The following is a 21,056-nucleotide window of genomic DNA, read 5'->3' as shown; positions in this document are numbered from 1 at the left end:
ACTAAAAGTTTTTAAATATGAAGGATAAATACAGGTCATATTCATATGTCTTAATGATAGTTTGTGTATTGTTTTCGGCGTTCAGTCTGTCAGCACAAACGCAAATAAGCGTATCAGGAACCGTAATCTCAGAGTCAGATGGTCAGCCATTAACGGGGGCAACCATTGCAGAGAAAGATAAAAACAACCGTATTATTAATGGTGTTGTCGCCGATTTTAATGGTAATTATTCTATTAAAATGCTAGATGCTAATAACGTTCTAACCTTTTCTTATATTGGTTTTATTACCAAAGAAATTACTGTTGGAGGTAGAACAACAATAGATATTGGATTAAAAGAAGATGTAGCAGAGTTAGATGCTATTATTGTAAGGGGAACAAAAAAGGTGTTTACTGGTGAATTTGAAATGGATAAGCGAAGAATTGCTACAGCCATGGAAACGATATCGACTAAAGAAATTAGTGAAACAGCATCATCAGGTATTGTAGATCAGTTACAAGGGCGTTTAAGTGGTGTAGATATTGTAGCTAACTCTGGAGATCCAGGAGCTGGTTTATCCATCCGTATTCGAGGTACATCATCATTAAATGCTTCCTCAGAACCATTAATTGTTATTAACGGTGTGCCTTTTGAAACACAAATTGATACTGGTTTTGATTTTTCTACAGCCGATGAAGATCAATACGCATCAATGATTGGTGTGTCTCCAGATGATATTTCTGAAATTTCAGTTTTAAAAGATGCAGCAGCAACGGCGCAATATGGGTCGCGTGCAGCAAACGGAGTTTTACTTATTAAAACTAAACGTGGAGCAAAAGGTAAAGCAAGATTTTCTTATAGCTTTAAAGGGAGTACATCAAAACAACCGGAAGGAATTCCAATGTTAAATGGAGATCAATATTCTACATTAATTAAAGATGAGTTGATTGCTACTAATACAAATTTAGCAGATAGCAATCCAATAGCATACAATCCCGATTACGAGTTGTTTGATTTATACAACAAAAATATTAATTGGATAGATGAAATTACACAAAGAGGGCACACTAATGAGCATTTCTTAAGTGTATCTGGTGGTGGAGAAAAATCTTCATACCGTGTTTCCGGAAGTTATAAAAATCAATTAGGTACAACGGTTGGTAGTGGTTTTAAATTATTCACAACACGTGCTATTTTAGATTATAATATTTCTGATAAAATTACTATTGCTTCCGAGCTTTCTTATAGCCACGGATCATTAGATCGTTCTTACGCAAAAGATAATAGTTTAGGTCAAGCTAACTTAAGATCTTTAGCTTTAATTAAAATGCCAAACCAATCTATTTATCAAGTGGATGGAGATGGTAATTTAACAGATGAATATTTTACCCCAGAAAATTCTTTTCAAGGTAATGGGGTTACTTATTACAATCCAGTAGCAATGGCTAGGTTGTCAAGAAATAATACTGAAAATAATAGAATTACACCAGTTTTTAGATTTAGTTATAAACCTAATAAGCATTTCGATTTTAGATCTATTATTTCATTTGATATTAATGTAGATAAAAAATCTCAATTTGTACCAGAAGAAGCTATTGGAGCAGCATGGACAAACTCAGGAGCCAACAGATCGACTTTTGATGATGGTGAATTTTTTGTAATGCGTACAGACAATAAATTAATTTGGATGCCAGAATTAGGAGAAAAGCATTCATTTTTATCAAGTTTTTCTTTTCAAACATTCGAAAAAACAAGTCAAGGTTATGTAGCTAGTGCTAGTAATAGTCCAACAAGTGACATACAAACACCTATTGCAAATATTAGAATTGAAGGTTCTGGGAATTCTTTAGAATCTACATTCGAGCAAAACACAACGCTTGCTGCTAATTTTGCTTTTAACTATCAGTACCTAGATCGTTATATTTTAAGTGGAGGTATTAGATCGGAAGGGAACTCTAAATTTGGTAGTAATTACCGAAATGGTACTTTTCCAAGTGTTGCTGCAAAATGGATTTTATCTTCAGAGCCTTTTATGGAAAACGCAGATTTTGTAGACGAGATAGGTATTCGTGCTAGTTATGGTGTAAATGGTAACTCGCCAGGTACAAACTACGGTTCGTACAATACGTATACCACTTATAGTTATACATATTTAGATGAGCCTGCCGTAATACCAAGTAGTATGGAATTAACAGATTTACGATGGGAAACCGTTGTACAAAAGAATTTAGGTGTTACTTATTCATTTTTTGATCGCAGAGTTAGTGGTGATTTAGAATTTTATCAAAAAGACACTAAAGATTTATTAACTAAAAACACCGCAATACCAAGTACATCTGGTTTTTCTGGAATACCTTATTTAAACTTAGGTGATATTAGTAACCAAGGTATTGAGTTTAGTGTAAGAACTAAAATAATCAATAATGAAGATTTTGGATTAGATTTTAACTTTAACGTAGCTCGTAATAGAAACGTAGTTAAACGTATTACAGAGGCTCAAGTAGCAGAATCTGGAAACCCATTAACAACTGGGCCTGGTGGGTATTTAAAACGAATTCAAGAAGGTAACCCTATTGGTTCTTTTTATGGCTACCGTTATTTAGGTGTATTTAGTTCTCAAGAAGATTTAGTAGCGCGTGATGGTAATGGAGATATTATTTATGATCTTAATGGAGAACCTAAAAATCTAGTTTTTAATAATAGTAAAGAGTTTGCAGCAGGTGAAGCCATGTATGAAGATGTTAATAAAGATGGAAATATAAACGAATTAGATGTAGTATACTTAGGAAATGCAAACCCGTTATTATTTGGTGGATTTGGACCTAATATTCGTTATAAAAACTTTCAACTTAATGCGTTTTTCAACTTTAGATATGATCAAAAATTAATGAATATTGCACGTATGAATACGGAAAGTATGGATGATTTTGATAATCAAAGTACAGCTGTATTAAGACGTTGGAGATTTGAAGGTGATGAAACAGATATACCAAGAGCTATCTTGAATAGCCCTGTTAATACTTTGGGGTCTGATAGATTTATGGAAGATGCTTCATTCTTAAGAATGAAATACATTACACTTAGGTATAATTTACCAAAGCCCTTTATTAATAAGTTGAATTTTACAAATGCTTCAGTTTATGTTACAGGAACCAATTTATTAACTTTTACTAAGTATTCGGGAGTAGATCCTGAAGGAGGAATTAGTAACGATTGGCAAGAGTTAGGTTATGATGCGGAACAAACACCAAGATCGCAACAAATAACGGTAGGAGTAAATCTATCATTTTAAATAGCATAAAAAGTTAAAATATTATGAAAAGAAACATAATTAAAATATTTATAATGGTTCCGATGATTTTCGCAACACTAGCATCGTGTAGCGATTATTTAGACCTAGAACCAAAAGACAACTTAATTCAACAAGAATTTTGGAATAATAAAGAGCAGGTAAGTTCGGCTGTTGCGGGATGTTATGCCTCTATGAATCAATCAGGGTTTACCGATAGAGTATTAAAATGGGGAGAACTTAGAGCAGAAATGATGGTTTCTGGTAGTGGAGGTTTAGAGAATATAATGAGAAATTATATGATCCCTTCAGATGGTTTAACAAACTGGAGCACTTTTTATGCAACAATAAACTACTGTAACTTAGTGTTAGAGTTTGCCGATGGCGCTCAGGAGCAAGATCAAACATTTTCTATAGAAGAATTAAAAACGTTTAAAGCAGAGGCTACTACTATTCGTTCTTTAGTGTATTTAATTTTGGTAAAAAACTTTAGAGAGGTGCCGTTAGTTTTAACAGCAACATCAACGAATCAAATTGATTTTTATCCAGCAAAAAACACTGAAGAGGAGATTCTTACACAAATTATTAGTGATTTAACTTTAGCAGTAGAAGACTTAAATTTAGGGTATGCACAATCTGCAGCTCATGATAAAGGAAGGATAACTAAAGGAGCAGCCCTTGCTATATTAGCAGATGCTTATTTATGGAATGAGCAGTACACAGAATGTGTGGATACAGCACAGCAATTAATAGATTTAGGTCGTTATAATTTAGTTACTGGTGAAGAATGGTTTAATAGCATCTTTTTTGAAGGAAATTCCGAAGAAGGTATTTTCGAACTTCAGTTTAGCGATATTTCGGCAACACTAAGAAACTCATTTCAAGTAAGTAATCTTAATTATGTGGCTTACCAAGGAATTAACGAATTGTATAGAGAGTTTCCAGATGATATTCGTGCGCACTTAGGAACGTATGATAGAGAAAACTTTGCTGTCTTCAAATATGCTGGTGTGGATGAAACAGGCGAATACCGTGGTAGTGATGAGTATTATAATAACTTTATATTCTATCGTTATGCAGATGTTTTACTTATGCAAGCTGAAGCTTACATTTTATCGGACGACAGAAAAAATTTAGACATGGCTTATCAACTTATTAGCGATGTACATATGCGTGCGGTTTCTGCACCTTTAGATGTTTCTAGAGATGAGTCTAGTTTATTAAATGCGCTATTACTAGAACGCCAAAAAGAATTTGCATTCGAAGGAAAGCGCTGGTATGATTTACTACGTTTTGCACGTCGTGATAACTTTGCAAATCAAGAACTTATTTTAAGTTTAGTTGATTTTAAAGCTGGTGCAGATGATTATGAGCAGATTTTGAGTTATTACTCCGATCCAGATTCATACTTTTTACCAATTTATCAAAATGAAATTAATTTGAATGATAATTTAGTGCAGAATCCATTTTACGAAAACTAAAACTAAACTTATGAAAACTAAAAAAATAATTAATTGGCTTGGAGGTCTTTGCATGTTTATGCTAATATTAAATAGCTGTAATGATCCTCTTGACGGAACTACCTTTTTTACCACAGATGGTGAAACTACTGATATGACAATTTCAGAGGTACTAGAAGCTAATCCAGACAAATTTTCTATGTATGTTGAAATTCTGCAAAAAACAGAATTTTACACTTCATTAAGAAGTTATGGAAGTTATACCTGTTTAGCACCTACGAATACGGCTATAAAAGCATTTTTGGAAGAACGCTTTAATGTAAGTACTGTTGCTGAGTTAACTTCGGAGGAGCAAATCGAATTTTTAAAAGTACTAGTTAAGTTCCATACGTTACCAACGAGTAGAACTACAAGTAGTTTTATAGAAGGTAGATTGGCCGATACAACTTATACCGGAGATTACCTTACAACGTCTTACTTATTAGGAGGTGGTATTGCTAATGTGCAAATCAATAAAGAAGTTGGTTTAGATCAATATGATATTCGTACAAACAATGGAACTATACATGCGCTTACAGGAGTTTTAAATCCTTTTGTAGATCCAGTAACTGTTGTTATGGAAAAAGCAGGTAAGCATACTATTTTTATTGAAGCTTTAAAACAAACAGATTATTATGATTTGTTTTCTCAATACTTTAGTGAAACAGGTTCGAAAAATAATTATACTATTTTGGCAGAATCAGATGCTGTGTATGCACAAGAAGGTATAAATTCTTTCGAAGATTTAGCTAATAGAATATCTCCAGATAACACTGATTATACTAGTGAAACAAATGAATTAAACAGGTTTATAGGATATCATGCAACGGAAAGCTTTTTGTATTCTGCAGATTTCCCTGCGGATTCATTTATAAGCACGGTATTACCTAAAAATGCTATTAAATCCTTAAAAACAGATACCGAACTTAGATTAAATGAAACTGAAACGGGTGTCGATGATACATGGACGTCTTTAATTTCTGAAGACAGTAATTTCCCTGCAAAGAACGGTGTATATCACACGGTTAATAAGTTATTTACCATATTTATTCCAAAAGCAAAATATGTGATATTTGATTTTGGTACAAGTTTACCTGAATTTCAAGCAGGTAAAATAGGTTATAATACATGGTATGATTCTGATCTTTTTGAGTCAGTGCGAGTATTTCCAGCAACCAGAATTAGAATTCTTAGGAATACAGCTCCTGCATACGATAATAAATCGGTGTTAAACTTAGGTAGTGTAACTTGGATTGAGTTTGATACACCAGTATTGCCTAAAGGCAAGTATGAACTTCGTGTTTGTGGTAATACAGGTAATAATGGTAGACCAATATTTCAAACCTATTGGGATGGGCAACCTATAGGTTCACAATGGGATATGAGATCTAACCCAAGTGAGTTAGGTATAGGTTGGCCAGATGAAGATTCACTAGAATTAAGGTCCCTAGGTTATGTTAGAGGGCTTAAGGTTGGTGATAATAATGATGATAAAATTTCAACAACATCATACGATACAGCTGGTTTTGCCAGGTTTATTGTAACAGATGATTTACTTATGCCAGAACAACAAAGTCATGTATTGCGTTTTGAAACAATACGATCAGGAGGTATTCCTATTGATTATATTGAGTTTGTACCCGTTGATTAATAAAATAAATAATAAAGAACTTATAATGAATAATAAACATAATTTCATAATTAATCTAGGCCGCATATGTGCCGTTCTTGTTATCCTTGTAACATTTAGCTGTAAGGAAGATGCATTGGACGATCATTATGGACAAGAAGATCAAAGGTTGGAATCTACCATTTTAGAGACCTTAGCTACCGATGCTAACTATTCAACCTTTTTAGAACTGGTGAAACAAACAGGCTTTGAAGAACTACTTAGCTCATCGCAGGCTTTTACAATTTGGGCACCAGGCAATGAGGCTTTATCGCTAGTGTCTGCCGATGTGTTAAACGATCCAGATGCATTAACGCAATTAATAGGTAATCATATTTCTAGGTTCTCTTACAGTTCAACAATAAATGAAAATCCTGTATTTGTAAAAATGCTTAACGATAAGTATATCGAGTTTTCTAATGTAGATGGTCAAGTAACTTTTGGAGATGTTGATTTGTTAGAGGCAGATTTGCTAACATCAAATGGTATACTTCATAAGGTATCAAGCGTGTTAAGCGTAAAACCAAACATTTGGGGATTCCTTAACGACAATGTAGAAGAGTTTCCGGTTTTAATGGAATACTTTTCTCAATATAACGAAATTCTTTTCGATGAAGCAAGAAGTGTTAAAACAGGTACCAATACATTAGGTCAAACAGTTTACGATTCTATTTTTAGCGCATCAAATACACAATTTAAAACAATAGGAGATTTAAGTTCTGAAGAAGATCGTTTTACTTTTATTGGTTTAGGCGATGATGCTTACACAGGGATTTACGATCGTTTTAAGGAGTATTATAAATTCCCTATTGAAGATTCTGTAAAGAGTAACACAGATAGAACAATATTTAGCAATTTAACATTCCCTGCTTTTGAACAAGCAGATTTAGACGGATCGTTGCTTTTAAATACTGTTGGTAATTTTGTAGCGCTAGATGCTGGTTCTATAACGGATAATGAAGCATTAAGTAATGGTAATGTGCTTTTAGTAAGTGATTTAAATTACACTCCAGAAAGTGTTATGTATAAAGCTGTTGGATATGAGGTTGAAGATAATAAAAGAAGAACTATCGGTGATTTGTCAGACTTTACAGTAGTTCAAAATTTTGATAGAACCGCTTCAGGTTCATTTACAAATACGGTAAGTTTATTAGCAAACCCAGATGCGAGCAATAGTAATAACTATTTTGAAGTAGCATTTAGCAATGTGTTATCTGCAAGTTATAATATTCAATTAAGGTTTACACCCGTAGGAGCATCTCAGGAAACAAAGTTGAGGTTTGAGTTTAGCTATACAGATGCTGATAAAAATGTGATAGTGCACGAAATAGGCCCATTAATAGTAAGTAATCTTGAAGATGGTGTTATTCCCATTGGAGACACTTATGATATCCCTGTGTTTATTAATGAAGAGGTTGATAATGAATACTTTGTGAAGCTTAAAGTTATTGTAGATGTTAGTGAGCCAGAACTTCTACTGTACGATCGTAAGTTTGGTCTTGATTTTATAGTATTAACGCCAGTAGAGTAAGTATTTTAACTAAAAAACAAACATGAATTATCTGATTATGATGAAAATAAAAAATACATATTCCCTGCTTTTCATTCTATTTTTCGGAATTACTTTTGCATCGCAAGGACAAGAAAAATCGAATAAAATAGTTACGGGAACGGTGCTTAACGCTACTAATAAAGAACCTTTGGCTGGCGTTAATGTACGAGCGGGCAATTTTTCCTCTGTACTTACAGACGAAAAAGGTGCGTTCTCGATAAAAGTTCCAGATGGTAGAGCTACACTTATATTAAGTAGCCAAGAATTTCAAAATAAAGAGTTTGCCTTAAAAGGAAGGTCTAAAGTTGAAATTAAAATTAATAAGAAGGATTTCAATACGTATTACACAGACATAAATACACCACTTAGAGCTAAAAGTAACTCCTCTGTAGTAGGTGCTATTTCTGTAAGAGAAGGTAATATTGCTACGGCACGTGAGTCTGCTGCAAATATGATTACAGGTAATGAGGTAAGCGGTATGCGTAGTATAATGCGTTCCGGGATTCCAGGTATTGGTTCTAATAACTTTATTAGAGGGTACAATACTTTAAATAGTTCTACACAACCTTTAATAGTTGTAGATGGTATGATGATTGAAACAAATACGTTTAATAATAATTCTATTATTAGAGGGTATAGTTACGATCCTTTATCGGATATAAACCCAAAGGATATTGCAAATATTACAGTAATTAAAGATGCGGCTTCAATCTACGGATCTAGAGCTGCAAATGGTGTAATACTTATTGAAACTAATAAAACGGACGATGTAACAACTAAAATAGATTTCTATGCGCAAGCAGGTTTAAATATTTCTCCAGATAATATTAGAATGATGAATGCAGATCAATACAAAACGTATTTATCTAACCAATTAAATAGTTCGGGACTTTATACTAATAGTGAAATAAGTAATTTGCCTTATTTTAATGAGAGTACATCGTTTCAAGATTATGAAAAATATCATAATTCTACCGATTGGCAAAAACAAGTATTCGATGATAACTATGTTAATGAGTACTATTTAAAAGTAACTGGTGGTGATGAGATTGCTAAATATGGTTTATCTGTTGGTTATTCTACTAACGGTGGTGTAATTTCTAATTCAGATTTCGAGCGTTTTACAACACGTTTTAATGCTGATACCAATATTACAGATAGATTATCTTTATCAACAAACTTAAGTGTAAGTTATACGGATAGAAGTTTGTATGACGATGGTTTGTTAAGCACATCTCCAATATTTTCGGCGCTTAATAAATCGCCATTTTTAGCACCTTATACAGAGAATGCAGATGGTGTAGTAACCGATGTTTATCAGGATGTTGATGATATTGGTGGCTTTAGTAACCCTGTAGTTATTACAGATGTAGCAACCTTTGTAGCTAAAGATTATAACCTTTACGGACAATTAAACTTCGGTTATAAAATTTCGGATAAATTAACATTGAGTTCTTTATCGGGTGTTAATTATATTAAAAACAGACAAAATGTTTTCTTACCAGATTTAGGATTGTCTGAAGAAACTAACGATTTCGGTGATGCTTTTTACCGTACATCAAAAGTAAGTGTAGAGAGTTTATTTTCTGTTTACAATGATACACGATTAAGCTATAAATTAAACGTTGATAATATTCACGATTTCTCAATAAATTTAGGAGTGCGTTACAACCAAAATGATTATGAGAATTCATACTCTATTAGTGGTAACTCTGGAGACGATCAATTTACATCACTTAATAATGGTAATAGAGATACGTTTGTTACTTCTGGTAATATTGGTAATTGGAAATATGCATCACTTTATGCTAATGCAGATTATTCATTTTTAAATAAATATTTTGTTAGTTATAATTTAGCTTTAGATAGTTCATCTCGTTTTGGAGATGCTAAATCTACCGGTATTTTTCCTGGTCTAGGAGTGGGGTGGTTAATTTCTTCAGAAAACTTTATGGCTAACAATAATCTTATCGATAAATTAAAACTTAGAGCAAGTTATGGTTTAACAGGTAACGATGGTATTGGAAACTACAATGCAGAATCTTATTTTGTTTCTACTAGATTTTTAGAAGGAACAGGACTTATTAATGGTAACATTGCTAAAAGTTCTATCCGTTGGGAAGAAACAACTAAAGCTAACATAGGTTTAGATTTAGGGTTGTTAAACGAACGCGTATCTGTAAACTTAGATTATTTTAACAATGTTACAGATGGTTTGTTAAACCAAACAAGTATTAGCCCCGTTTTTGGTAGTGAAGGATTCTTATCTAACGATGGAAAACTTAAAAATAGAGGTTTCGAATTAGGGATTAATGCTCGTGTTATTAATACAGATAACTTTACGTGGGATGTTGGAGGAAATATTTCTCAATACAAAAACAAGATTATCTCATTACCTGGAGATCAGCAGATATATGAAATCGCTGGTGTAAACGCGACAATAATTAATAAAGAAGGCAGTGCGCTAGGTTTATTTTACGGGTACAAAACAGATGGTATTTATAATAATGCTACAGAAGCTTCAACCGAAGGTTTAAATTGGGTAGATTTTGCAGGATTTGAGCAACCATTTGTAGCGGGTGATGTTCGTTTTGTGAATAGTGATACTTCAGATAATGTGATTAATGAAGACGATCGTGTAGTAATTGGTAATCCTAATCCAGATTTTACAGGTATGGTTTATAATACATTTACATATAAAAATGTATCCTTATCGGCTATCTTTTCATTCAGTCAAGGAAACGATGTCTACAATGCACAACGCTGGCAAACAGAATCTATGTCTGGTTTAGCTAACCAAAGTGAAGCGGTAGCAAATCGTTGGACGGTTGCAAATCAAAACACAAATATACCTCGTGCGGTTTATGGAGATGCTGTTGGTAATTCAAGGTTTTCAGACCGTTGGATAGAAGATGGATCTTACATTCGTTTAAAAACCTTATCATTATCTTATAGTCCAAACTTTTTTAATGCAACAGTTTTTCTAACGGCAAATAACTTATTTACAATTACAGATTATTTAGGGTTTGATCCAGAAGTGAGCTCGTCTCAAACAAGTTATTTACAAGGTATCGATGCCGGTTTAACACCACAATACACTTCAGTTTTAGTTGGAGTTAGAGTAGGACTATAATTTTTGTATAATAGATTCAAAATAAAAAAATAGATATAAATGAAACAATATAGAAATATTACGTTCAGCATACTTTTCGGATTAACGCTTTTAACCTCTTGCGAGAGTTTGTTAGAAGTAGAACCTGAAGAAGTATTGCTTGCCGAGGATTACCTTGGCGACGATCAAATAGATGCTAGATCGGCATTGTTTGGAGTACTTTCTCAATTGCAAGGCGTTGTAGGGCAATATGTAGTGCTAGGTGAGTTACGTGCAGATTTAGTAAATGTAAATGCAAACTCTATTGATGAGCTTCAAGAAGTTAACAACCACAGCATAAGTGAAGATAATAGTTATGCAGATTTAACGACTATGTTTTCTATTATCAATAACTGTAATTTTGCTTTAGAAGGTATTGATACGGATGCTTACGAAAATCAATTATTAGATGATTATGCTTCTATTTTAAGAATTAGAACATGGGCGCAAATGCAAATTCTAATAAATTATGGAAAGTTACCATACATTACAAAACCAATTAGAACGAGTGATGAACTGGATGATACTTACCCTTTATTATCAATTGATCAGGCTTTAGATCAATTAATTTCTAATCTCGCCGAGGTTGAAGGTGTAGAGAATGTAACAAAATATGCAGGCTCTTTAGGGTTTGAAATTTTTGACATGATTCCTGATCAAGATATTCTTTTGGGAGACTTACATTTATGGAAAGGAAACAACGCACTAGCGGCAACGAGATATAAAGCATTTTTAGATAAAGAGGCTTTACAAGGTGTTTTATATTTATCTGGGTCTAATTCGGTAACGGTTACAGAGTCAGGAGGAGTTTATAGCACAGTAAGCGGTTGGTTAAATATATTCGGAGAAACCGTTAGAACCAGTGAGGTTATCAATTATGTTGGTTTTAGTGAACAATATAGACAGCCTAACAATAGTTTTACAGTGGTGACAGATCAATTATCGGCGTCATTATCAATTATATATAATTGGGCAGATCAATCTGTAGGGTTTGAAGGTGAGCCAAAGATTGAAGGAGTAGATACACGAGTTAGTAGCTCGGTTGATACGAGTAGTGATTTACTTCCAATTAAAAAATACCAATACGATTATTTTACATGGAATAGAGCAGCTAAAGTATATTTAAGGTATGCAGAGGCTATTAATTATGCAGGACATCCAGAACAGGCATTAGCTATTTTAAATGGTATTTTTAATAATCCTGATGTAGACCCTGTTGATGCTCCTATTTTTGAAAATGCGGAAGCTTATTTAAATTTTGATATAAACACCTATTACGCAACTAATTCTAGTGATGAGCCTACTTCTGGCTACTTAGGAGTTCGTGGTCGTGTAGGTATGGCTCCAGTAGGTTTAGATATCGATGTAACAAGTAGTAATGCTATGGAGCAAGTAGGTACTTTAATTCTTAATGAGGCCGCTTTAGAGTTGGCTTTTGAAGGAAACAGATGGGAAGATTTAGTTCGTTTTTCACTTAGAAGTAACGATCCAACAATATTAGCGAATGCTGTTGCAAATAAGTTTGTAACTGCAGGAGAAAGTGGAGCAGCAGCAACTGTTGGTCAAAAATTATTAAATCCAGAAAACTGGTATTTACCATTAAGTATTCCTGACAATTTCGTGTCGCAGTAATACATGGGAAGATTATATTATTAGCTTAATATTATTGTTATTTTTTTTTAAAAGGAAAAAACTCCAAGTGTCATGCTTGGAGTTTTTGTTTTTTATATACAGCGTTAGTTTTACTTATCTCAAAGTTTAGAGATTGTAGCAGTGTCTATAATGGGGGGTGAAAAGATATAGATTGAATAAAAAAAGGGGCTTTCTAAAGTTTTAGAAAGCCCCCTTTTTAATACTATATATGTGATGTTATTACATCATGCCTGGCATACCGCCGCCACCCATTGGAGGCATTGCAGCTGCATCTTCTTTAATGTCGATTAAAGCACATTCTGTAGTTAAAATCATTCCAGCAACCGATGCTGCATTTTCTAATGCTACACGTGTTACTTTTTTAGGATCGATAATACCTGCTTTAAGCATATCAACATATTGATCTGTTTTGGCATCGAAACCAAAATCTTTTTTACCTTCTAAAACTTTAGCGATAACAACACTACCTTCCCCACCTGCATTTTCAACAATAGTACGTAAAGGCGCTTCAATAGCACGAGCTACAATTTGCACACCAGTTGTTTCATCTAAGTTTTCTGTTGTAAGCTTCTCTAAAACAGATTTAGCTCTTACTAATGCAACACCACCACCAGCAACAATACCTTCTTCTACGGCTGCTCTAGTTGCGTGTAATGCATCATCAACACGGTCTTTTTTCTCTTTCATTTCAACTTCACTTGCAGCTCCAACATAAAGAACAGCAACACCACCAGCTAATTTAGCTAAACGCTCTTGTAGTTTCTCTTTATCGTAATCTGAAGTTGTAGTTTCAATTTGAGATTTAATTTGGTTTACTCTATTTTTAATAGATTCAGCATCACCAGAACCATTTACAATAGTTGTGTTGTCTTTATCAATTGTTACTGTTTCAGCAGTACCAAGCATTGTTAAATCTGCATTCTCTAAAGTAAAACCTCTTTCTTCAGAAATTACAGTTCCACCAGTTAAGATAGCAATATCTTCTAACATAGCTTTACGACGGTCACCAAAACCAGGCGCTTTAACAGCTGCTATTTTTAATCCACCACGTAATTTATTTACAACTAAAGTCGCTAACGCTTGTCCATCAACATCTTCCGCAATAATTAATAACGGACGACCAGATTGAGCAACAGGCTCTAAAATTGGAAGAATTTCGTTTAAGTTAGAAATCTTTTTGTCGAATAATAAAATGTATGGATTTTCTAAATCAGCAATCATTTTATCAGAATCGGTAACAAAGTAAGGAGAAAGGTAACCTCTATCAAACTGCATACCTTCAACAACGTCAACATAAGTTTCCATCCCTTTAGCTTCTTCAACAGTAATAACACCTTCTTTACCAACTTTACCAAAAGCCGTAGCGATTAATTCGCCAATAGTATCATCATTATTTGCAGAAATAGCAGCAACTTGTTTTATCATTTCTGATGAGTTACCTACTTTTTTAGCTTGCTTTTCAAGATCGGCAACAATAGCATCAACAGCTTTGTCAATACCACGTTTTAAATCCATTGGGTTAGCACCTGCAGCAACGTTTTTTAAGCCTTCTTTTACAATAGCTTGAGCTAATACAGTTGCAGTTGTAGTACCATCACCAGCTAAATCGTTAGTTTTAGAAGCAACTTCTTTAACCATTTGCGCACCCATATTTTCTAATGGGTTTTCTAATTCAATTTCTTTAGCTACAGATACACCATCTTTAGTTACTTGTGGTGCTCCAAAACTTTTACTAATAATTACGTTACGTCCTTTTGGTCCTAACGTTACTTTTACTGCGTTTGCTAATGCATCAACACCACGTTTTAATCCGTCGCGTGCTTCAATATCAAATTTTATATCTTTTGCCATAATATGTTTAATTTTTTTATTCTCACTAAGGAGAAAATCTATTTAATGAAAATCTAGTTTAAATTGATGAGGTTTCCGCTTTCGCGGAAAATAAAAAAGGAATTATTAAATAATTGCAAGAATATCGCTCTCACGCATAATTAAATAATCTGTCCCTTCTAATTTTAATTCTGTGCCAGCATATTTACCATATAAAACAGTGTCACCAACTTTTACAGTAATAGGCTCATCTTTGGTGCCTTTTCCTGCGGCAACAACAGTTCCTTTTTGTGGTTTTTCTTTGGCGTTATCTGGAATAATAATTCCTGATGCTGTTTTAGTCTCAGCGGCAGCAGGCTCAATAAGAACGCGGTCTGCTAATGGTTTAATGTTTAAGCTCATTTTTATATTATTTTTAATTAATTAAATTATGATTAACGCTTTAATAGTACGCTAAAAATATGCCAAGAGCAATAGACTGACAAACTTGCAGAAATAAAAAATGCCAACTGTATAAGTTGGCATTTTTAAATATAATATGTTTTTGAGAATCTTAGTTCACACTATCTTTTATTGTAGCAGCATCGGTTGCTGTATTAGCAGGAGTTGCTAAAGGTTGAGTGCTTGGTGCATCAGTATCTAAAGCTTTAGATTCTAAAGAAGAATCCCCTCTGTTAATAGCTATGTTTGAAGCTAAAATTAATATTAGCAAAAATGTAGCTAAGTACCATGTGCTTTTGTCTAAAAAATCGGTTGTCTTTTTTACACCGCCTAATTGCTGTGTTCCACCACCTCCAAATGAAGAAGATAATCCACCACCCTTAGGGTTTTGCACCATAATTACTACAATTAGTAAAAATGCTACCACAACTATTAATGCTAAAAATATTGTAAACGTACTCATTATTTCTTGTTATTTTGTTCTTGTAATTGTTTTACTGCCTCGATTTGGTTTGCAAAGAAACCACTTTTTTCTGGATATTTCAAACTTAAAATTTTATAAGATTGAATGGCCTTCGAATAATTTTTTTGTTCTACATAAATACGTGCTAAAGTCTCTGTCATTAAGGCTTCCGGCTGTATCATTTGGGCTTTAGCTAAATTTCCTTTAAGCAAAAGTGGCTTTGTTGGGTTTATTTTTGGGTTTTTAATGATGAATTTATCAATTAAATCGAATTTTTTCTCCTTTTTTAAGGCTTTTTCCGATTTCTTTTTAGTTGTTTTTTTTGAAACTTCAGGTTCGCGCTCAATAGGCTTAAATTGTGTAAGTTTTAACCATTGGTTAAAAGAATGCGATTCTTTTTTATCAAAGGGAAGTGGTGTCCCTAAATTCAAAATAGCTTCTGGAGTGTTTTTTTCGAGTTGATCAACTTTTTCAGATGAAGTTTCAATATGTTCAGAAGGAATTATAGGAAGAGTCGTTTCTTTTTTCGGGCGAAATTCTTTAGGTTCAAATAATGAAGGATCTAAAACACCAGTAGTATCCTGTATTTGTTGCTTTAAAGTATCATCAATAGTTACTTTTTTGTAAACTGTGATATCTTCAACATCAATTTCTATATCATTTATAGGTGAAATGTTCTTTTTGATGTATTGTGAAATTTCATTCTGAATAAAATGTTCCGAAGTAATAAAATCGAATAAAATACTACGGTCTGTGGTGTAGGCAGCTGTAGTTTTTAAGGCTTGATTATAATCTAAACTACTTTGATCTTTTAATCCTTTTAAATGAATAGCGCGTGCCGATTGAAAATAAGGATATTGATCTAGTATAGATTTAATAGCCTCGGTTTGTTCATGCGTTATAGCATGCGGGTTTTGTAGTAAATATGTAAAATCGGTTCGATTCATTGGCTAAGCCAAATTTTTAATATTAATCTAAAAATGATTGTTAACGCTTGGTTTTATTACCATTTTGCTAACGTAGCATTGAAAATGTCTTGAGTTAAACGCTCAAAAATTTCTTCGTGTGCTGTGGTTTTCGTGGTTCCAATAAGTTGTGCTGTTCCATCGTAATCATAGAAAAAAGAGAAGCTTTGTTCCAAATCGTCCTCTTCTTTTTTTCTGTTGAAAAACCTAAGCTTTACACTTATGGTTAATCTGTTTTGAGCTGCAACATTTTCTGATGTAGCTGTTGTTGGAGAAACACGGTATCCTGTAATTTCGCCTTCGTAAACTAAATCACCATTAGATGGTACGAGACTTAAGTTGGTTTGATTTTGAATTAAATCTTCTAAAGCTAATTTAAAATCTCGCTCTAAACCAGGTTCGACTAAAAGGGCATTGTTTTCAAATCGATTTACTTGGTAGGTTTTTATGTCAGAAGAAATAGACGTCCCTGTAAAAGAGTAAATACCACAACTTGTAAGGGTTGCAATAGTTAATATTGCAATAATGTATTTTGCGTGTTTCATTTTGTTTTCTTAAATACGTATCTCTTTTATAGAGACTTGTGTATTAGGTTAACGTGTTTTTATAGATCGTATTGTTTAATTTTACGGTATAATGTACGTTCGCTAATGCCAAGTTCTGCGGCTGCTAATTTACGTTTTCCGCTGTGACGTTCTAACGATTTTTTAATTAATTCTAATTCTTTATCATGAATAGATAAGGTTTCTTCCTCTTCAATTTCTTCTGCAAAGTGATACTTATCTTGCGTACTAATAGGCTCTTCAATTTTTGAGGTATGTTCTGGAATAGAAAGTAACTCGGTATTGGTTACGCTTTCTTCAAAATCATGAATATCGTCATCATCGTCTCCGTAAATTTTCTGAATTAAGCTTTCGTTTTTCTTCTCAACATCTTTTGTGTTCCCATTTTTCATGAGTTCCATGGTGAGTTTCTTTAAATCGCTTAAGTCACTTTTCATATCAAAAAGTACTTTGTAGAGAATTTCGCGTTCGCTACTAAAATCACTTTTAGATTTAGATGTTTTAATAACTGCAGGTAAATTTGTTGTCGAAGCAGGTAAATAACCGTTTAGAGTTTCTGCGCTAATAGTACGGTTTTGTTCTAAAACAGATACTTGTTCTGCAATGTTACGCAACTGCCTAATATTACCATTCCATCGGTGTTTTGTAAGAACTTGTACTGCCGAATCTGTAAGTTTTACAGTTGGCATTTTGTATTTTAAAGCAAAATCGCTGGCAAATTTTCTGAATAATAAATGAATATCCTCTTGGCGCTCACGAAGTGGAGGTAAATTAATATCCACGGTGCTTAAACGATAGTATAAATCTTCTCTAAATTTTTCTTTTTCAATAGCTTCAAACATGTTTACGTTTGTTGCTGCTACAATACGTACATTGGTTTTTTGAACTTTACTAGAACCTACTTTTAAAAACTCACCGTTTTCTAAAACACGTAAAAGTCTAACTTGTGTGGTAAGCGGTAACTCGCCAACTTCATCTAAAAAAATGGTTCCGCCATCGGCAACTTCAAAATACCCTTCACGGGTTTGCGTTGCTCCTGTAAAAGCACCTTTTTCGTGTCCGAATAACTCAGAATCTATTGTCCCTTCTGGTATAGCACCACAGTTTACGGCAATATATTTGTTGTGTTTTCTATGTGATAATTGATGTATTATTTTAGGAATACTTTCTTTTCCAACACCACTTTCTCCTGTTACTAAAACCGAAATATCGGTAGGAGCAACCTGAATGGCTTTTTCTATAGCACGGTTTAGTGTTGGTGTATTGCCAATAATACCAAATCGTTGTTTAATTGCTTGGATTGATTCCATAATGCTTAATTAAAAATTAAAAGTGAATAATGATAAATGCTTGGTTTTAATTTCAAATAAATATTAATTATTCATTGATAATGCTATGCCTTCGCCAATTAACGTGGCACTTGTGCAATTGTTAACCTTAACTTTTATAAACTCGCCAATTTTAAAATCTCCTTTAGGGAACACGCAAACAATGTTTTGTGAGCTACGACCCGACCATTGTTCGGTAGATTTTTTCGATTCTTTCTCAATTAAAACCTCTATTTCTGTACCTAAGTATTCTTTGGTTCTAAATTCGCTGTGTTTACGTTGTAAATCTACAATATCTTGTAAACGACGTTTTTTAACAGGCTCTGGTACATCGTCTTCCATATTTCTTCCTGCCATGGTGCCAGGGCGTTCAGAATATGTAAACATGTATCCAAAATTATATTTTACGTATTCCATTAAGGAAACGGTATCTTGAAAATCTTCTTCTGTTTCTGTTGGGAAACCAACAATCATATCGTGGCTAATAGTGCATTTTGGAATAATACGACGGATGTTATCAATTAATTCAAAATACTCTTCGCGTGTATGTAAACGATTCATTTCCTTTAAAATACGGTTACTTCCGCTTTGTACAGGTAAATGGATATGATTACAAATATTATCGAATTTAGCCATGGTTTCAACCACATCTAAAGTTAAATCTTGAGGGTTAGACGTTGAAAAACGAATACGCATTTTTGGTTGTTCTTTAGCACAAAGTTCAAGTAATTTAGCAAAGTCTACGGCAGTAGCTTTCTCCATATCTGTAGCTTTTACAAAGTCTTTTTTGAGTCCGCCACCATACCAAAGGTAACTGTCTACGTTTTGGCCAAGTAAGGTGATTTCTTTAAAACCACGGCTCCATAAATCGTTTATTTCTTCTAGAATACTTTGTGGGTCACGACTACGTTCACGGCCTCTTGTAAAAGGCACCACGCAAAACGTACACATGTTATCACAACCACGAGTTATAGAAACAAAAGCGGTAACTCCATTAGAATTTAAACGTACTGGAGAAATGTCTCCATAGGTTTCTTCTTTAGAAAGAATAACGTTTATAGCGTCTCTACCTTCGTCAACTTCAGCTAAAAGGTTTGGTAAATCTTTGTATGCATCAGGGCCAACAACTAAGTCTACAATTTTTTCTTCTTCAAGAAAATTTTGTTTTTAAGCGTTCGGCCATACAGCCTAAAACACCAACTTTCATTTTTGGATTTATGTCGCGTTTTACGGCGTTATATTTTTCTAATCGTTTACGCACGGTTTGCTCGGCTTTATCACGAATAGAGCAGGTGTTTACTAAAACTAAATCGGCTTCTTCTAAGTTTTGTGTGGTATTAAAACCTTGATCCTTCATGATAGAAGCAACAATTTCACTATCGCTAAAATTCATTGAGCATCCGTAGCTTTCAATAAAAAGTTTGCGTGTATTGCCCTCTTTCTGTTCAAGAGTTAAAGATTGGCCTTGTTTATTTTCGTCTATAATTTTTTCCATAGTTTGCTAGAAACTGGTATTGTTCAATAAGTATGCAAAGATACAATTAATTTGTGTTTTGTGACAAAGTGGCAGTTTTATTTTTTAAGCTTATTTATAGGTTTTATGGTGGTCTGTTTGGTTAAAAGAATGTTTTATAAATCAGGTTTTTAGCACGGTTTGTGTATCGTTTGTTTTTAATATTTAACATTGTGATTTTAGTTTATTTAACAAAATTTTTTGTTTTAAGAAATTAAATTACTTTTACGCCTTTAAATAACTTAACCCCTAACTTTAAAATATGAACAAAATTACTAGTCTATTAGAAAAAATTAATAATGCAAAGCAGCTCGATTTTGGATCGATTTTTAGTGAAGCTATTGAGTTGTATAAAAAAACTTGGGTGCAAGGTTTCTTGCTTCAAATTTTTACTATGGTTATTATGTTACCTTTAATTATAGTGTTGTACGTGCCTTTAATTGGTTTAATGGTTGCGCAACAGGAAAGTGGTTATAACGATCAAGAAGCATTAAGTACATTTTTAGGCGGTATGTCTGTTTTGTATATTTTGTTTGTAGTTATAGGGATATTTGTTCTTGGTACTATTTCATTGACGTTACAAGCTTCTTTTTTCAGAATAATTAAAAGAATGGATTATAATGAAGTGGTTAATACAACCGATTTTTTTCATTTTGTAAAAGGTAAATATTTAAGTAAAGCTTTTGTATTAATGCTTATTTCTATAGGTATTGTTATTCCTTCGGCGTTATTATGTTACATACCATTAATATATACTATGGTTCCTGTTTCTTATTTTATGTTAGTTTTCGCTTTTAATCCAGAGTTTAGTACAGGCGATGTGGTGAAAGTTAGTTTTAAATTAGGAACTAAAAAATGGGGTATAACTATAGCTTTGTTTCTTGTAAGTTACCTTTGTGTTTTTGTAATCTCCATGATTACTTGCGGATTAGGATCTTTGTTTTTACAAGCCTTTTTATGGCATCCTATATATTTAATCTATAAAAAAGTAGTTGGGTTTGATGAAACCACAAATGCTATTGAAGAAATTGGTACTTCTATAGAATAGAAAAATAAGAGACCTATATAAAGGTGTTTTGAAATAAGTGCTTTTCGAAATATATTTAAAGGTTATCTGAGTAATAAAAAAATAAAACCCTGCTTTTTACTATTAAAAGCAG

The 21,056-nt window shown here is 33.2% G+C and carries 13 protein-coding genes and 1 pseudogene; 7 read left to right on the top strand and 7 right to left on the bottom strand.

What is annotated here, in order from left to right:
• The first annotated feature begins 17 nt into the window (after nucleotides 1-17).
• The 6 genes from GQR98_RS02245 to GQR98_RS02220 are packed head-to-tail and all read left to right on the top strand — an operon-like array spanning nucleotide 18 to nucleotide 12,772.
• Nucleotides 18-3,272 (top strand): SusC/RagA family TonB-linked outer membrane protein, encoded by a 3,255-nt coding sequence (locus GQR98_RS02245; protein WP_159018095.1) that lies wholly within the window; start codon nucleotides 18-20, stop codon nucleotides 3,270-3,272.
• A gap of 23 nt (nucleotides 3,273-3,295) precedes the next feature.
• A complete protein-coding gene (locus GQR98_RS02240; RefSeq protein ID WP_159018094.1) occupies nucleotides 3,296-4,750 on the top strand; it encodes a RagB/SusD family nutrient uptake outer membrane protein in 1,455 nt (484 codons plus the stop codon).
• A 10-nt stretch (nucleotides 4,751-4,760) separates the two neighbouring features.
• Nucleotides 4,761-6,419: a fasciclin domain-containing protein gene (locus GQR98_RS02235; RefSeq protein ID WP_159018093.1), complete on the top strand. Its 1,659-nt coding sequence runs from the start codon at nucleotides 4,761-4,763 to the stop codon at nucleotides 6,417-6,419.
• A 25-nt stretch (nucleotides 6,420-6,444) separates the two neighbouring features.
• Nucleotides 6,445-7,968 carry a fasciclin domain-containing protein gene (locus GQR98_RS02230; RefSeq protein ID WP_159018092.1) on the top strand — a complete coding sequence of 508 codons (1,524 nt, stop codon included), beginning with the start codon at nucleotides 6,445-6,447 and terminating at the stop codon, nucleotides 7,966-7,968.
• A gap of 37 nt (nucleotides 7,969-8,005) precedes the next feature.
• Nucleotides 8,006-11,122 carry a SusC/RagA family TonB-linked outer membrane protein gene (locus GQR98_RS02225; protein ID WP_159018091.1) on the top strand — a complete coding sequence of 1,039 codons (3,117 nt, stop codon included), beginning with the start codon at nucleotides 8,006-8,008 and terminating at the stop codon, nucleotides 11,120-11,122.
• Nucleotides 11,123-11,161: 39 nt separating this feature from the next.
• Nucleotides 11,162-12,772, top strand: coding sequence for a RagB/SusD family nutrient uptake outer membrane protein (locus GQR98_RS02220; RefSeq protein ID WP_159018090.1), 1,611 nt, complete (start codon nucleotides 11,162-11,164; stop codon nucleotides 12,770-12,772).
• A gap of 240 nt (nucleotides 12,773-13,012) precedes the next feature.
• Here the strand turns inward: GQR98_RS02220 and groL are convergent, their stop codons facing one another.
• From groL to miaB, 7 genes and pseudogenes are all read right to left on the bottom strand, one after another.
• Nucleotides 13,013-14,644: a chaperonin GroEL gene (groL, locus tag GQR98_RS02215; RefSeq protein ID WP_159018089.1), complete on the bottom strand. Its 1,632-nt coding sequence runs from the start codon at nucleotides 14,642-14,644 to the stop codon at nucleotides 13,013-13,015.
• Between the two features lie 105 nt (nucleotides 14,645-14,749).
• Nucleotides 14,750-15,025 carry a co-chaperone GroES gene (gene groES, locus GQR98_RS02210; protein ID WP_042498021.1) on the bottom strand — a complete coding sequence of 92 codons (276 nt, stop codon included), beginning with the start codon at nucleotides 15,023-15,025 and terminating at the stop codon, nucleotides 14,750-14,752.
• A 151-nt stretch (nucleotides 15,026-15,176) separates the two neighbouring features.
• Entirely contained in the window at nucleotides 15,177-15,527 is a 351-nt protein-coding gene (gene secG, locus GQR98_RS02205) for a preprotein translocase subunit SecG (RefSeq protein ID WP_159018088.1), read from the bottom strand.
• Nucleotides 15,527-16,474, bottom strand: a complete 948-nt coding sequence (locus tag GQR98_RS02200) for a hypothetical protein (RefSeq protein ID WP_159018087.1) — start codon at nucleotides 16,472-16,474, stop codon at nucleotides 15,527-15,529. The genes secG and GQR98_RS02200 overlap by 1 nt, the downstream gene beginning before the upstream one ends.
• A 56-nt stretch (nucleotides 16,475-16,530) precedes the next feature.
• Complete coding sequence (locus tag GQR98_RS02195) at nucleotides 16,531-17,037, bottom strand: LptE family protein (RefSeq protein WP_042498026.1); 507 nt, start codon at nucleotides 17,035-17,037, stop codon at nucleotides 16,531-16,533.
• A 59-nt stretch (nucleotides 17,038-17,096) separates the two neighbouring features.
• A complete protein-coding gene (locus GQR98_RS02190) occupies nucleotides 17,097-18,365 on the bottom strand; it encodes a sigma 54-interacting transcriptional regulator (RefSeq protein ID WP_159018086.1) in 1,269 nt (422 codons plus the stop codon).
• A gap of 63 nt (nucleotides 18,366-18,428) precedes the next feature.
• A pseudogene (miaB, locus tag GQR98_RS02185) lies at nucleotides 18,429-19,878 on the bottom strand (tRNA (N6-isopentenyl adenosine(37)-C2)-methylthiotransferase MiaB).
• 280 nt (nucleotides 19,879-20,158) lie between these two features.
• Between miaB and GQR98_RS02180 the strand changes: the two are divergent.
• The gene (locus GQR98_RS02180; RefSeq protein ID WP_159018085.1) at nucleotides 20,159-20,944 is read left to right on the top strand and encodes a hypothetical protein; all 786 of its coding nucleotides are present in this window, start codon (nucleotides 20,159-20,161) and stop codon (nucleotides 20,942-20,944) included.
• Nucleotides 20,945-21,056 lie beyond the last annotated feature (112 nt).

It is taken from the genome of Algibacter sp. L3A6, from assembly GCF_009796825.1.
Classification (GTDB): domain Bacteria; phylum Bacteroidota; class Bacteroidia; order Flavobacteriales; family Flavobacteriaceae; genus Algibacter.
Note: the sequence above shows the minus strand (reverse complement) of the source record. Positions and strands in the feature narration are given on the sequence as shown.

What these genes read in the sequence shown, in the direction of transcription:
- GQR98_RS02245 (WP_159018095.1), top strand. Translation starts at nt 18, where the DNA reads ATGAAGGATAAATACAGGTCATATTCATATGTCTTAATGATAGTTTGT.
- GQR98_RS02240 (WP_159018094.1), top strand. Translation starts at nt 3,296, where the DNA reads ATGAAAAGAAACATAATTAAAATATTTATAATGGTTCCGATGATTTTC.
- GQR98_RS02235 (WP_159018093.1), top strand. Translation starts at nt 4,761, where the DNA reads ATGAAAACTAAAAAAATAATTAATTGGCTTGGAGGTCTTTGCATGTTT.
- GQR98_RS02230 (WP_159018092.1), top strand. Translation starts at nt 6,445, where the DNA reads ATGAATAATAAACATAATTTCATAATTAATCTAGGCCGCATATGTGCC.
- GQR98_RS02225 (WP_159018091.1), top strand. Translation starts at nt 8,006, where the DNA reads ATGATGAAAATAAAAAATACATATTCCCTGCTTTTCATTCTATTTTTC.
- GQR98_RS02220 (WP_159018090.1), top strand. Translation starts at nt 11,162, where the DNA reads ATGAAACAATATAGAAATATTACGTTCAGCATACTTTTCGGATTAACG.
- groL (WP_159018089.1), bottom strand. Translation starts at nt 14,644, where the DNA reads ATGGCAAAAGATATAAAATTTGATATTGAAGCACGCGACGGATTAAAA.
- groES (WP_042498021.1), bottom strand. Translation starts at nt 15,025, where the DNA reads ATGAGCTTAAACATTAAACCATTAGCAGACCGCGTTCTTATTGAGCCT.
- secG (WP_159018088.1), bottom strand. Translation starts at nt 15,527, where the DNA reads ATGAGTACGTTTACAATATTTTTAGCATTAATAGTTGTGGTAGCATTT.
- GQR98_RS02200 (WP_159018087.1), bottom strand. Translation starts at nt 16,474, where the DNA reads ATGAATCGAACCGATTTTACATATTTACTACAAAACCCGCATGCTATA.
- GQR98_RS02195 (WP_042498026.1), bottom strand. Translation starts at nt 17,037, where the DNA reads ATGAAACACGCAAAATACATTATTGCAATATTAACTATTGCAACCCTT.
- GQR98_RS02190 (WP_159018086.1), bottom strand. Translation starts at nt 18,365, where the DNA reads ATGGAATCAATCCAAGCAATTAAACAACGATTTGGTATTATTGGCAAT.
- GQR98_RS02180 (WP_159018085.1), top strand. Translation starts at nt 20,159, where the DNA reads ATGAACAAAATTACTAGTCTATTAGAAAAAATTAATAATGCAAAGCAG.